Raw genomic sequence first — 13,037 nt, 5'->3', positions numbered from 1 at the left:
CTGGCCCCCGCGGTCGTCCGAGCTCAACATTCCACCGGGGGCGCCACCGTCTCCACGACATCGAGCAGGATGCCGCGCGCGAGCGAGCGCGGATCGGGATCGATCTCTCCGAGTCCCCCCAGAACCGCACCGTCCACGACGGCCACGAGCCGCCGCAGTTCCCGGGTGCGAACCGACCGGCCGCACCGTTCGAGCAGGTCGGTGAGCAGGTCGTCGATCTGTTCCCGCATCCGCACCTGGCCGTCCCGCAGCTCCGGATAGCGGGCCGTGGCGACGCACCGTTCGTATCGGGAGATCAGACGTTCACGTTCGATTCCGCCGTCGCCATCACGAGGGCCGATCAGCAGGTCGACGATGAGATCCGCCGTACCCTCGCGACTGCGCGGAAGTTGCCGGATCTCGCGCACGCGTTCCCGCATGGCGTCGAGTTCGCGCTCACCGTTGTAGTGCATCGCGCACGTGAGGAGATCGTCGAGCGAGTCGAAGTAGTAGGTGGTCGACGCGAGCGGGAGACCGGCGCGGGTCGCGACGGCACGATGGCGCACAGCGTCGAGACCGCCCTCGAGGATGAGATCGGCTGCTGCCTCGACCAGCGCCCGACGGCGCCGTTCACCTTTCGGTGTCACAGCGATCGACACCATCTCATGGTGACAGCCTCGGCGGCCTCACCAGGGGAAAACGGAATTCGAGACCGAACGGTACCATTGCGCCCGCCCGCACCTAGCGAGTCTCGGTGGGCGCTTCCCGTGTAGATCATCGAACGATCGGAGCCGTACCGGAATGAGACGTCGACGCTTTCTTCGGGCATCGGTTCTCGGGGCCGCCCTGGCGGGTACCGGCGCCGTGAGCGCCGGCCTGTCCGGCGCGGGTTTCCCACGGGCATCGGCGCTTCCCCTGGGGCTCGACGAGTACCACCGGCTCGTGCCGGAGCTGTTCGTTCCTCCGCCGACGCCTCCGGCACATTCGGAGGTCGTCGTCGTCGGTTCCGGTTTCGGGGCGAGCGTCGCCGCGCTGCGGCTCGCCGAGGCCGGAAATCAGGTCACGATGCTCGAGCGCGGTATGCGCTGGCCCCGCGACCCGCACCGGGAGATCTTCACGACCGACCTGCTCGCCGACGGGCGCGGCTACTACCACCGCACCCATTTCACCGGGCCGACCGGCATTCCGGTGGTGTGCGACGACTTCGCGGGCGTACTCGACGTCGTCGACTATCCGAACATGTCGGTGTGGCGCGGCGCCGCCGTCGGTGGCGGCTCGATCGTCTTCACGGGTGTGATGATCGCCCCCGAACAGCGCTTCTTCGAGCAGGTCTTCGGCGACCGGCTCTCCTACCAGGAGATGACCTCCACCTGGTATCCGAAGGTGCGCTCGATGCTGCGCCTGTCACCGATGCCCGAGGACGTCTATCACGCCCCCGAGTTCACACACTCGCGGCGCTGGGACGAGGACGCCCGCGCCGCCGGCCATATCCCGCATCGCATCGACGGCGTCTGGGATTGGGATGTCGTGCGCGCCGAACTCGCCGGTTCGGTCCGCCGGTCGGCCGTCGCCGGGGAGAGCAATCTCGGCAACTCCAACGGGGCGAAATTCGATCTCACCCAGAACTACATCCCGGCGGCAGAGGCGACCGGCCGCACCCGGGTGTGCCATGCGCACCGGGTACTCGCGATCGGGCAGGAGAGCGACGGGCGGTACCGGCTCGAGGTGCAGGCCGTCGACCCCACGGGCGCGGTGCTGCGCACCACGACGATCACCTGCGATCGTCTCGTCCTCGGCGCCGGATCGATCGGCACCACCGAACTCCTCGTCAAGGCCCGGCACACGGGTGCGCTGCCGAATCTCGACGAGCGCGTGGGCCGGGGCTGGGGCACCAACGGCGACGCGGTGCTCGTGCGCTCCTTCGCACTCACCGAGGGCTTCGGTGGCGACCAGGGGGCGCCCTCGGCGTCACGGATCGTCGACGAGTCCGGTATGCCGCTGAGCCTCGAGAACTGGTTCGTCGCCGGTACCGCGAAGGACGTCGGGATGCTCGCCTCGCTCGGCATGACCCTCGACCCGACCCGCGCCGACGTCGTCTACGACGCAGGGACCGATCGCGCGGTCGTGAACTGGCCGGCAGGAGGTGAGCGCGCGAGCGTCGACGCACTGCGCGCCGTGCACGATGCGATGGCGCAGGCCGGCGGCACGATCCCGGGCGCCTCGCCGATGGCCGAGGACGTCAACGCGTCCTTCACCGCGCATCCGCTCGGTGGTGCGGTGCTCGGCGACGCGACCGACGGTTACGGGCGGGTCCACGGGCACCCCGGTCTCTACGTCGTCGACGGGGCGTTGATCCCGGGCAGCACCGGCACCGCCAACCCGTCGTTGACGATCGCGGCCCTGGCCGAGCGGAACATCGCCGAGATCATCGCCGCCGGGCGGTGATCAGGGGACGGGCAGCCACCCCGCGAGCCGGTCGAGCGCTGCGGTGATGTCGGCGGTGGAGCCGGCGAACGACAGGCGCACGGTGCCGTCACCACGCACGGTGTCGAAATCGACTCCCGGTGCGAGCGCCAGCCCGGTGTCGTGCAGCAGTCGCGCGCACCACGCCGTCGAGGTCTCGCCGTCGAGCAGGTGGGTGATGTCGGCGTACACGTAGAAGGCGCCGTCGGCCGGCGCGAGGTCGGTGATGCCCAGATCGGGCAGACCTTCGAGCAACAGGTCGCGGTTCACGGCATAGCGGGAGACGTGGCTGTCGAGTTCGGTGCGGGCTTCCGTCCCGAACGCCTCGAGCGCCGCGAACTGGGAGATCGACGGCGGGCACACCGTCATGTTGGAGGCCAGACGCTGCAGCGCCGGCCGCATCGATTCGGGCGCGAGCATCCAGCCGAGCCGCCAGCCGGTCATCGAGAAGTACTTCGAGACCGAGCCGATCACCACGGATTCGCGGGAGGTCGCCCACGCCGTGGACGTCGCGGGAGAGCCCGGGGTGGAGAATTCGATCCCGTGGTAGATCTCGTCCGAGATGAGCAGGCTGCCGTGCTCGTCGCACCAGCGGGCGAGCGCCGCGAGTTCGGACGGTTCGATCATCGTGCCCGTGGGATTGGCGGGGCTGGCGACCACTACACCGGCGGGAGGGGCGTCGAGTTCCTCGAGCATCGCCACGGTCGGCTGATAGCGGGTCTGCGGCCCGCAGTCGAGCTCGACGACCCGGCAGCCGAGCGCGGCGAGGGTGTTGCGATAGGCCGGGTAGCCGGGCCGGGCGACCACGACGGTGTCCCCGATGTCGAAGGCGGCGAGGAACAAGAGGGTGAACGCGCCGGAGGACCCCGTGGTGACGACGACGTCGTCCGGGCCGACGTCGATTCCGTACCGGTCGCGGTGATATCCGGCGATGGCCTCGCGCAACGGCAGGATGCCGAACGTCTCCGTGTATCCGAGCAGTTCGGCTTCGATGGCGAGGCCGGCGGCGCGCAATACCGGGGCCGGCGCGGGTGTCGACGGCTGCCCGGCCGCCAGGCTCAGTACGTCACCGTGGGTGCGCTGCCGCTCGGCGGCCGCCTTCCACACGTCCATGACATGGAACGTCTCGATACCGGACCGTTGGGATTCGACGCGCACGTCCACGACGGTAGTACGCGCACACGGTCCGCTACAGCCGGGCCCGCGAAGGCCGGGTGAGGGCGGTCCACGCCACCGGTATCTCCATACGATCCAGGAGGTGATCGTATGCGACGGCCTCGTCTTCGACGGTCGCCACGGACTCCCGCGCGGGCTGCGGCACGACCGGCAGGAGCAGATGCGAATCGAACGGTCCGCCCGTGTGCACGATGTGGAAGCCCTTGTTGATCGTGCGGTCGTGTCCGACGCGCGGATTCTCGTCGAGGTCGTGCCCGGCGATGACGAGCACCAGAGCGGAACCCGCCTCGAAGAAGGTGCTGTGCGGCATGATCTCGATGTCCACCGGCACGATCTGGTCGGGCAGGAGCGGCCAGTACTTCTTCGGGTCGTGGACCGGGCGGTAGGCCGTGGACGCCTCCGGATCGAGTGCGCGGCGCGAGACCCGCAGCCAGCCGTGGGCGACGAATCCCTTCTCGTAGCCCCCGTGACCCTCGAACCAGACGTCGCGGCCGTCTTCGTCACGCTTGGCCAGCCCGACGAACAGGTCCATGTCGTTGGCGTCCTTCGCCTGCACCCAGAGGCGTAATGCCGCGTGCCCGGTGATCTCGGTGTCCTCGTCGAAGATGTGGGTGAAGACCAGTTCGTCGCCGGCGACGGGGAAGGTGCGGCGGAACTCGCGGTTCTCGCACGGCACGACACTCAGTTCGGAGTTCGTGTGGTCGAGGTGGAGGGCGAGATAGCGGGTGTCGGGCAGGGGCCACTCGGTTTCGTAGCGCTCGGTGTAGGAACGCAGGTCGTGGCGGGTCTCGAGGCGCACTCGGGGGGTGTTCTCGAAGCCGTTCTCCTCGTCCTTGAGGAAGCGGTCGAAGAAGCGCCGCTGGAAGTCGAGGGCTTCACTGCTGTAGAACGTCTGCCATATCTTCCGCCCGTGGGTGTAGAGCCACTTGTGCTCCGACCCGATGCGGCGGTAGCCCTCGACGGATCCGCGGGTTCGCGGCCCCTGATCCGACCAGGAGACCCCGACGAGCGCGGGCACGGTGATGTCCTCGAGCCGGGGCGGCGGGGCGACATGACGGAAGAAGTCCGGGAATCGGTGTAGCAGCCAGGGGGTGAACCGGCTCGGGGAGGCGGCACCGCCGTGCGCGCCGGTGTTCATCGCCCGGTACCAGAACTCGCTGTAGCGGGTCTCGGGAATGCCGCCCTGGGTGAGGATGTCGCGACAGGGATCGCTCACGCTCTCCCAGGGTGCGATGGCGGCGAGACCGGGCGGGTTCAGGGCCGCCGTGTACCACTGCAGCGTCGCGAGATAGTCCGCGCCGGCGAGCCCGACCTTGCCGTTGCTCCACTCCTGGCTGCCCGCCCATTCCACGACCGCCGCACAGTCGAGCGCGGCCCGGCCGAGCAGCAACCGGGGACGGCCGTCGCTGGCGTGGTATCCGCGCATGTCGGCGACGACGACGACGTATCCGTGCGGCACCCAGTAGGCGGGGTCGGGCGCTTCGAAGGAGGTGCACTCGCTGAGTTCGAGCTCGCCGACGTGGTTGCCCGACTCGGCGAGGTCGTCGAAATCGACGGGATACCGGTCGACGCCCGCGTTCTTGCCGTAGGGGGTCACCGCGACCAGCGTGGGGCAACGCCCGGATGTACCGGCACCGGCGGGACGGTAGACATCGGCTCTCAGGACGGTGCCGTCCCCCGCGCGGATCGGCAGGTCGCGGTCGACGACGATGTCGTCGGGTAGCGCGTGGACGACGACGTTGTGGTGCCGTAACGGTGTCGGGTCCGACGCCGGCAAGCGTCCTCGAGAAACCATGCTGTCACCCCTGGCGGCATCAAAGATGCACCGAGTGTGCAACATACACCGGGTAGGTGCAAGGTGGAGAACGCGGGTGAAGGCTAGACCGAGATCCTGCCTTCGACGGCCGCGAGGCCGATATCCCGACGGAAATGACCACCCGGCAGCTTGACCGTGGCGAGCCGTTCGTAGGCCGCAGCACGCGCCGCCGCGAGGTCGTCGCCCACCCCGATCACGTTGAGCACGCGCCCGCCCGACGAGACGAGCGCGCCGTCCTCACGACGCTTGGTGCCGGCGTGCAGCACCGTGTCACCCTCGGCGCCCGTGATCACGTCGCCGACGCGCGGGGTGCCCGGATAGTGCTCGGCCGCGAGTACGACCGTCACCGCGGCGCCGTCGCGCCAGCGCAGGGGCGGCAGGTCGGCGAGGGTGCCCGTGGCGACCGCGTTCAGCGCTTGCCCGAGCGGCGACTCGAGCAGGGCGAGCACGGCCTGGGTCTCGGGATCGCCGAAGCGGCAGTTGAACTCGACCACGGCCGGGCCCTCGGCACCCATCGCCAGGCCGGCGTAGAGCAGCCCGGAGAAGCCGCAGCCTCGCCGTACCATCTCGGCGGCGACCGGTTCGACCACCTCGGAGACGATCCGTTCGACACTGCCCTCGGGGAGCCACGGGAGCGGGGTGTAGGCACCCATGCCGCCGGTGTTGGGGCCCGTGTCGCCGTCGCCGACCCGCTTGTGGTCCTGGGCGGGAAGCAACGGCACGACCGTTTCCCCGTCCACGAGGCAGAACAGGGACACCTCGGGGCCGTCGAGGAACGATTCGAGCAGCACCGGATGGCCGTTCTCGAGGATCTCGACCGCGTGGTCGCGGGCGGCATCACGATCGGTGGTGACGACGACGCCCTTGCCCGCGGCGAGACCGTCGTCCTTGACGACCCAGGTGGGCCCGAAACGGTCGAGTGCCTCGTCGATGCTCGCGGTGGTGTCGACGACCTCGCTGTGTGCGGTGCGCACGCCGGCGGCGGCCATGACGTCCTTCGCGAACGCCTTCGATCCTTCGATGCGGGCAGCGGCGGCGGACGGGCCGAAGCAGGGGAAGCCCGCGGCGCGCACGGCGTCGGCGACACCGAGAACGAGCGGCACCTCGGGTCCGATGACGACGAGATCGGCCTTCTGCTCGGTGGCGAGGGCGACGACCCGGTCGGCGGACGCGGCGTCGACGGGGAACAGCTCGGCGACCTCCGCGATACCCGGATTGCCGGGTGCGGCAAGGACCGCGGTCACGCCGGGGTCGCGGGACAGGGCGAGAGCAAGAGCATGTTCACGGGCACCGGAGCCGATAACGAGTACGCGCACGCAGGACAGACTACGGGACCGGTCTCCACACGAGATCGGCGCGGGAGCGCGTACGCAGGACGGCTTCCGCGTTGGGTAGATCGACGGTACGCACCCATTCGCGTGCTCCGTCGTCGTCGCGCCCGTGGTTGCGATGCCGCCGGACGAGACGTCGCGTGAGGGTGCGGCGAGGTGCGTCGATGTAGATGACGAGGTCGAGCAGCGGACGGATGTGTTCCCATCCCCCGGTCTCGAACATCAGGTAGTTGCCTTCGGTGACGATCACTCTCGCATCGGCGGGTACGGCGTGGACCGCCGCGACCGGTTCGTCGAGGGCGCGCGAGAAGTCCGGGGCGTAGATCGTCTCACCGCGGCACTGCCGCACCCGCTTCAGCATCTCGCGGAAACCTGCGACGTCGAAGGTGTCGGGCGCTCCTTTGCGGCCGCGGGCCCCGAAGGCGTCGAGTTGCCGGTTCGACAGGTGGTAGCCGTCCATGGGCACCTGCCCCGTGGCCACTCCCGCGCACCGGAGCGTGTAGAGGAGCAGCGCGGCAGCACGGCTCTTGCCCGCACCGGGCGGTCCGCACAGGCCGACGACGGTTCGCCGGTCGGAGGGCAGTCCCACGAGGACATGGGTGACGAGTTCGTCGACGAGCACACGCAGCGGTGCCTCCCGCACGTTCTCCTCGCCTCCCACGAAACCGACGATACGACCGCCGACGGCCGCGCGGTCCTCCCCGCGTCTCGACACGCCCCGCCCGATCGGTTTATCGTTATTCCGTAAGTTCGAAATTACGAACTAACGGATCGAGACGAACGGATTCGCCATGCCGAACAGGATCGCCACAGCCGTAGCCGCGACGAGCGTCGTGATCGCACTCGCCGGATGCGGGCAGAACGGCGAACCGGAACCACAGGCCTTCGCCCCCACCGGCGAATGCGCGAGCCCACCGGCCGCCGACCCGAGCACCGCCGCCGGCTGGATCGGCTGGATCGCCGAGAACCGGGACTCCGTCGCCCTCGTCGTCGGCGACGGCAACGGCACGGTGTACGAACACCGCGCCGACGAGCAGCAACCGCTCGCGTCCGCGGTGAAGGTCGTGCACCTCGCCGCCTACGCCCGTGCCGTCGCCGCCGGGGAACTGTCCCCCGACGAGCGCGTCCCGCTCGCCGACTGGGAACGGTGGTATCTACCCGGCACCGACGGAGATGCGCACCCCCGGGCGCTCGAACGACTCGGGGTGAGCGGCCCCGACGCCACGGTCACCCTCGACGAGATGGTCTCGGCGATGATCCGGGAGAGCGACAACGCCGTCCCCGACTATCTGCGCGATCGACTCGGCGACGACGCGCTCCGCGAGGCAGCCGCCCAGGGCGGCTGGGACGGCTTCGAACCGCCGACGATGCTCGGCACCATGCTCGCGATGTTCGATCGGAGTCTCGGCGATTCCGAGGCGAGCTGGGACGCCGCCCGTCGCTACGCGTCCGATCCCGCTCGTCGCGCGGAGATACAGCAGATCCCTCTCACCGGGGATCCGTTCGCCGACATCGACCGGATCCAGCGCTTCGGCAACACGGGCTCGGCGGCCGATCTCACCGCGCTGCACGACGCGATCGCGGACGGTTCGTTCGGGCCCGGCGCCGATCTCGCCCGCGCCCACCTCGAATGGCAGCCGGCACCTCCGGGATTCGCGGGGCTCGGTTTCAAGGGCGGCAGCCTGCCCGGGATCCTCACCGAGGCGTTCGCACTCCGCCGGGACGACGGTACGACCGCGACAGCGGTGCTTCTCACCTCCGGCATGCCGGAGGACGACTATGCGGCAGCTCTCGGCTCCTTCGCCCACCAGGAACTGCTACTCACCGCAGCGAGCGATCCCGGCGTTCTCGAGCGGATACGCTGCGCGATGTGAACGACGAGTACGAAGCCCGGCTCGCGGATCTCGAGCGCCGGGTGAGGATTCTCGAAGGCGACGCGCCCCGGCCCGCCGCCGCTGTGCCCGGCGGCAACGGAAGCGTCACCTACGGCGGGGCGGTGTCCCTGCACGGGACCGTCCGCTGGAACATCGAGTACGACGCGGAAGCCTCGCTCGCGCTCGACCCCGCGACCGTCGCCGGGGTTCTCGACGCCCTCGGCAATCCCACGCGACTCGAGATCGTGCGGACCCTGCTCCGCGGACCGGCCACCGCGACCGAACTCCAGGACGCCGCCGGACTGTCCTCCTCCGGGCGGCTCTACCACCATCTCCGTGCACTGTCGGCCGCGCGGGTGGTCGAGCAGGAGAGCCGCAACCACTATCGGATCCCTCCCGAGAAAGTGGTGCCCCTGCTCGTGCTGACCGTCGCCGCGGCGGATGTCGGGGAGCACCTCTGAGGCTCCCTCCGTCACCTATCCTCCCGGTATGGCATCCGTCTTCAGCAAGATCATCGCCGGTGAACTGCCGGGCCGCTTCGTCTGGCAGGACGACGACGTCGTCTCGTTCCTGACCATCAATCCCTTCACCGAGGGGCACGTGCTCGTCGTTCCGCGCCAGGAGGTCGACCACTGGCAGAACGTCGACGACGACCTGTGGGCGAAGGTGAACGACGTGGCCCGGGTGATGGGTCGTGCGGTGTGCGCGGCATTCGACGCCCCGCGTGCGGGCCTGATGATCGCGGGCCTCGAGGTTCCGCATCTGCACCTGCACGTCTTCCCCGCCTACTCCCTCGAGGACTTCGACTTCGCGACCGCCGAGAAGGATCCTTCACCCGAGTCCCTGGACCGGGCGCAGGACAAGATCAAGGCCGCGCTCCGGGAACTGGGGCACGCCGCTCACGTGCCGGCCTGATCGGCCGGCACGCCGGCGACGGACCATCGGTGGAACAATTCCCGCCGGTGGGCCGTTGACCCCCTCGTGTCTTCCACTCCACCGAGTTCTTCCGCCGCGCACAGTCCGTCCGGTCCACCCGCCGCTCCCGAGGGGCGAGCAGGACGATTGATCGCCGTTCTCGTCGGCGCCGCCTTCGTGGTCATCCTCAACGAGACGATCATGAGCGTCGCGCTGCCGAAACTCATGATCGAGTTCGACGTCGGTGCCGCCACGGCCCAGTGGCTCACCACCGCGTTCATGTTGACCATGGCCGTCGTCATTCCCATCACGGGTTATCTCCTCACGCGACTGTCACTGCGCACGGTCTTCGCGATCGCGATGGGCAGCTTCCTGACCGGCACCCTCGTCGCCGCGATCGCGCCGATCTTCCCCGTCCTGGTTCTCGGCCGGGTCGTGCAGGCCGTGGGCACCGCGGTGATGCTTCCGCTGCTGTTCACCACCGTGCTCAATCTGGTGCCGGCCGAACGCCGCGGCCGCACGATGGGCGTCATCTCCATCGTCATCGCGGTCGCGCCCGCGGTCGGTCCGACCATCGGCGGTGTCGTGCTCGACCAGTTGAGCTGGCGGTGGATGTTCTGGCTGGTGCTGCCCATCGCGGTCGGTGCGACCGCGCTCGGACTGAGCTGGATCCGCAACGTCACCGATCCGGTGCGGATCCCGCTGGACACCCTGTCCGTGGTGCTGTCCGCGCTCGGATTCAGCGGTCTCGTCTTCGGTCTGAGCAGCCTCGGCGAGGCCGCCGAGGGCGATCCGCTGATGCCGCCCTGGGTCCCGCTGGTCGTCGGCATCGCCTCGCTCACCGTCTTCGTCCTGCGGCAGCTCCGCCTCGGCGACGCCGCGCTGCTGGATCTGCGCGCCTTCCGCACCCCGGCCTTCTCCCTCGCGGTGGCGCTCGTGTCCGTGAGCATGATGTCGCTGTTCGGAACACTGATCCTGCTGCCGATCTACCTGCAGAGCGTGCTGGGACAGTCGACGCTCGCGACGGGGCTGATGCTGCTGCCCGGTGGGCTCGCGATGGGCCTGCTCGGCTACATCGTCGGCCGGTTGTTCGACCGCTTCGGGCCGCGCCCGCTCGTCGCACCCGGCGCCCTGGTCGCAGCCATCGCGATGTGGGGCATGACGACCTTCGACGCCACCACCTCGACCGGCACGGTCATCGCCTGGCACGTGCTGCTCAACATCGGTCTCGCGCTGATGTTCTCCCCGCTGCTGACCTCGGCACTCGGTGCGCTGCCGCGGCGGCTGTACTCCCACGGCAGTGCCATCGTGAGCACGATGCAGCAGGTCGCGGGCGCGGCCGGCACGGCACTGTTCATCACCGTGCTGACTCGCACGACGGTCGCGGGTGCCGACAGCGCCGCCGATCCCGTCGGGGCGCTCGAGGAAGGTGTCCACGGCGCGTTCACGTGGGGTGCGGTGATCGCGGTGATCGCGTTCCTGGGTGCGCTGTTCGTCAGGCGGGCACCCGAACCCGAGTCGGAACCGGTGGAGACGGTGCTCTCCGAGACCGCCGAGTCGGCGCCGGTGAAGTAACGCCTACCCGCCGATCGTCACGGGCTCGCACTCGACCTGCTCGTCGGGTGCGCCCGTGACGACCGGCGGGCCGGCGTGCGGATCGTCGAGGAAGTCGGCGAGTTCGGCCCACGAGGTGTCTCGTGCCGTGCTGCCCGTGAGCATCCCGAGATGGGTACCGGGCACGCGAACGAAACGCACCTGCGTTCCGCCGAGCAGCTTCGTGACGGGTTCGACCGCCGCGACCGGAGCGAGCACGTCCTCGGTGCCGCCCAGTGCGAGCACCGGAACCCTCACATCGGCGAGATCGACGATCCTGTCCCCGAGCCTCAGGCGCCCGCCGGCCAGCTCGTTGTCGATCGTCACGCTGGTGGCGAGCTGACGGAACACCCGACCCGCATATCCGTAGATCTCGTCCTGGAACCGGTCCACACGCTCCATCCGCGCGAGGGTCTCGGCGTCGGTGATGTGGGACGCCACGAACCACGGACGGTTGATCTCCCGCTCGATCGCGGTGAGCCGGTAAGCAGCGCGGACGATGGGGGCGGGCACCCCACCGAAGACCGTGTCGAGCAGGTCGAGTGCGGGTTCCGCGACGAACCGCCCGACGAGCCGGGCCGGTGCCATCACGGGGATCGCGGAGTAGTCGAGCGGGCTTCCGAAGGCCGCGAGCGAACGGATCGGCAGTTCCGGATGGGCCGCGGCCGTGAGCATCGACAACGTGCCGCCGATACTCCAGGCCACGATGTCCACCTCGCGGTTGCCGCACAGCTCCGACGTGCGTTCGATCGCTTCGGGCAACACGTCGTCGATCCAGAATTCGAGGCCGAGATCGCGGTCCTCGGAGGTCATCTCGCCGTACTCGACGAGGAAGACGCTGCGGCCGAGATCGAGCAGATGCCTCACGAGGCTCTGCTCCGGCATCAGATCGAAACAGGTCGGTGACGCGGCCAGCGGCGTCACGAGCAGCACCGGCGGGCCGGCGTCCTCGGGTCCGAAGCGGCGCAGGGTGCGATGCCGCCCGTCTCCGACGATCACGGACGGAGTGCGGTGGGGAGGGGCGATCCCGTCGGCAGCGAACAGCGACCATGCGTTCCGTGCGGCCGTCGCGACGATGTCCGTGAGCCCCATGTGTGATTCCTCCCCGAGCCAGGCACACCGGTGTGTTGTGCGTCCTCACGATAGTCGCGGGGGTCGCGCTCCCCGGCTCCGCCCGGACGAACCGTCCAGCGCCGTCGAAGGGTGCCGTGTCCGACGGCGGTGCTATCAAGGACGCATGACGTGTTCACAGTGCAATCACGATCTCGACCACTGCCACGGCACCCTCGTGATCCACGCCGAGGCCCCGGCGGACTGTACAGATCCCGACTGCGCCGACTTCGGGATCGTGCGCCACACCCTCGTGCTCGACTGCGCCGAGATCGACGGCCGGTGCTCGTGCAGCGTGGTTGCCGAGGACACACAGCTGCTGCGCGTGTCCTGAACGATTTGTCACCCTCGCCCACACTTCCTAACCTGGACGAAGGCGGCCGTAGACGGCCACCCGGACGAGCGCACCGTACCCGGCGAGCGACAAGACGGTGCAGGAGCGTTGTACGTCATGGCTTGGATCGTTCTCGTCCTGTCCGGTGTCCTCGAAGCAGTCTGGGCGACAGCCCTCGGTAGATCAGCCGGATTCACCCGGCTCGCCCCGACGGTGGTGTTCGCCGTCGCCCTGGTCCTGAGCATGGCCGGGCTCGCGTATGCCTTGCGCAGCCTGCCGGTGGGCACGTCCTATGCGATATGGGTCGGTATCGGTGCCGCCCTCACCGTCGGGTACGCGATGATCACCGGAACCGAGCCGGCCTCTCTGCTGAAGATCGCGCTGATCGCCGGCATCGTCGTGTGCGTCGTCGGTCTCAAACTCGTGCACTGACAGTTACAGTCGAG

13 protein-coding genes and 1 riboswitch are annotated in these 13,037 nt (G+C 69.3%); of the genes, 7 read left to right on the top strand and 6 right to left on the bottom strand.

Features of this window, described 5'->3' with window-relative positions; translation table 11 throughout:
- Positions 1 to 23: 23 nt before the first annotated feature.
- Positions 24 to 638 (bottom strand): TetR/AcrR family transcriptional regulator, encoded by a 615-nt coding sequence (locus tag MOM01_RS11525; RefSeq protein WP_241385573.1) that lies wholly within the window; start codon positions 636 to 638, stop codon positions 24 to 26.
- 142 nt (positions 639 to 780) lie between these two features.
- On the opposite strand from MOM01_RS11525, the gene MOM01_RS11520 reads away from it, so the two are divergent.
- Positions 781 to 2,424 (top strand): GMC oxidoreductase, encoded by a 1,644-nt coding sequence (locus MOM01_RS11520; protein ID WP_241385572.1) that lies wholly within the window; start codon positions 781 to 783, stop codon positions 2,422 to 2,424.
- On the opposite strand, the gene MOM01_RS11515 is transcribed toward MOM01_RS11520, so the two are convergent.
- The 4 genes from MOM01_RS11515 to MOM01_RS11500 all read right to left on the bottom strand — a co-directional run bounded on the left by MOM01_RS11515 (position 2,425) and on the right by MOM01_RS11500 (position 7,426).
- Positions 2,425 to 3,600, bottom strand: coding sequence for a pyridoxal phosphate-dependent aminotransferase (locus MOM01_RS11515; protein WP_241385571.1), 1,176 nt, complete (start codon positions 3,598 to 3,600; stop codon positions 2,425 to 2,427). It lies immediately after the preceding gene.
- 31 nt (positions 3,601 to 3,631) lie between these two features.
- Positions 3,632 to 5,413, bottom strand: coding sequence for a CocE/NonD family hydrolase (locus tag MOM01_RS11510; protein ID WP_241385570.1), 1,782 nt, complete (start codon positions 5,411 to 5,413; stop codon positions 3,632 to 3,634).
- 83 nt (positions 5,414 to 5,496) lie between these two features.
- The gene (gene purD, locus MOM01_RS11505; protein WP_241385569.1) at positions 5,497 to 6,750 is read right to left on the bottom strand and encodes a phosphoribosylamine--glycine ligase; all 1,254 of its coding nucleotides are present in this window, start codon (positions 6,748 to 6,750) and stop codon (positions 5,497 to 5,499) included.
- A 10-nt stretch (positions 6,751 to 6,760) separates the two neighbouring features.
- Complete coding sequence (locus tag MOM01_RS11500) at positions 6,761 to 7,426, bottom strand: nucleoside/nucleotide kinase family protein (protein ID WP_241385568.1); 666 nt, start codon at positions 7,424 to 7,426, stop codon at positions 6,761 to 6,763.
- A gap of 130 nt (positions 7,427 to 7,556) precedes the next feature.
- On the opposite strand from MOM01_RS11500, the gene MOM01_RS11495 reads away from it, so the two are divergent.
- The 4 genes from MOM01_RS11495 (at position 7,557) to MOM01_RS11480 (ending at position 11,129) form a co-directional block, all read left to right on the top strand.
- The gene (locus MOM01_RS11495; RefSeq protein WP_241385567.1) at positions 7,557 to 8,639 is read left to right on the top strand and encodes a serine hydrolase; all 1,083 of its coding nucleotides are present in this window, start codon (positions 7,557 to 7,559) and stop codon (positions 8,637 to 8,639) included.
- A complete protein-coding gene (locus MOM01_RS11490; RefSeq protein ID WP_277609593.1) occupies positions 8,627 to 9,100 on the top strand; it encodes an ArsR/SmtB family transcription factor in 474 nt (157 codons plus the stop codon). Before MOM01_RS11495 ends, MOM01_RS11490 begins: the two co-directional genes overlap by 13 nt.
- Before the next feature lie 28 nt (positions 9,101 to 9,128).
- Complete coding sequence (locus MOM01_RS11485; protein ID WP_241385565.1) at positions 9,129 to 9,554, top strand: HIT family protein; 426 nt, start codon at positions 9,129 to 9,131, stop codon at positions 9,552 to 9,554.
- 66 nt (positions 9,555 to 9,620) lie between these two features.
- Positions 9,621 to 11,129 (top strand): MDR family MFS transporter, encoded by a 1,509-nt coding sequence (locus MOM01_RS11480; protein WP_241385564.1) that lies wholly within the window; start codon positions 9,621 to 9,623, stop codon positions 11,127 to 11,129.
- A 3-nt stretch (positions 11,130 to 11,132) separates the two neighbouring features.
- On the opposite strand, the gene MOM01_RS11475 is transcribed toward MOM01_RS11480, so the two are convergent.
- Complete coding sequence (locus MOM01_RS11475; RefSeq protein ID WP_241385563.1) at positions 11,133 to 12,239, bottom strand: alpha/beta hydrolase; 1,107 nt, start codon at positions 12,237 to 12,239, stop codon at positions 11,133 to 11,135.
- 145 nt (positions 12,240 to 12,384) lie between these two features.
- Between MOM01_RS11475 and MOM01_RS11470 the strand changes: the two genes are divergently transcribed.
- Together MOM01_RS11470 and MOM01_RS11465 are read left to right on the top strand one after the other, a co-directional pair.
- Entirely contained in the window at positions 12,385 to 12,591 is a 207-nt protein-coding gene (locus tag MOM01_RS11470; RefSeq protein ID WP_241385562.1) for a hypothetical protein, read from the top strand.
- Between the two features lie 39 nt (positions 12,592 to 12,630).
- Positions 12,631 to 12,695, top strand: a riboswitch (guanidine-III (ykkC-III) riboswitch).
- 13 nt (positions 12,696 to 12,708) lie between these two features.
- Entirely contained in the window at positions 12,709 to 13,023 is a 315-nt protein-coding gene (locus MOM01_RS11465; RefSeq protein ID WP_241385561.1) for a DMT family transporter, read from the top strand.
- Positions 13,024 to 13,037 lie beyond the last annotated feature (14 nt).

The organism is Rhodococcus sp. CH91, from assembly GCF_022554085.1.
Taxonomy (GTDB): domain Bacteria; phylum Actinomycetota; class Actinomycetes; order Mycobacteriales; family Mycobacteriaceae; genus Rhodococcus.
The sequence above is the reverse complement of the archived record's forward strand: the minus strand, read 5'-3'. Positions and strand labels throughout refer to the sequence as shown.

Excerpts from the sequence above, each read along its gene's own strand:
- MOM01_RS11520 (WP_241385572.1), top strand. The coding sequence starts at position 781 with ATGAGACGTCGACGCTTTCTTCGGGCATCGGTTCTCGGGGCCGCCCTG.
- MOM01_RS11510 (WP_241385570.1), bottom strand. The coding sequence starts at position 5,413 with ATGGTTTCTCGAGGACGCTTGCCGGCGTCGGACCCGACACCGTTACGG.
- MOM01_RS11495 (WP_241385567.1), top strand. The coding sequence starts at position 7,557 with ATGCCGAACAGGATCGCCACAGCCGTAGCCGCGACGAGCGTCGTGATC.
- MOM01_RS11485 (WP_241385565.1), top strand. The coding sequence starts at position 9,129 with ATGGCATCCGTCTTCAGCAAGATCATCGCCGGTGAACTGCCGGGCCGC.
- MOM01_RS11475 (WP_241385563.1), bottom strand. The coding sequence starts at position 12,239 with ATGGGGCTCACGGACATCGTCGCGACGGCCGCACGGAACGCATGGTCG.
- MOM01_RS11470 (WP_241385562.1), top strand. The coding sequence starts at position 12,385 with ATGACGTGTTCACAGTGCAATCACGATCTCGACCACTGCCACGGCACC.
- MOM01_RS11465 (WP_241385561.1), top strand. The coding sequence starts at position 12,709 with ATGGCTTGGATCGTTCTCGTCCTGTCCGGTGTCCTCGAAGCAGTCTGG.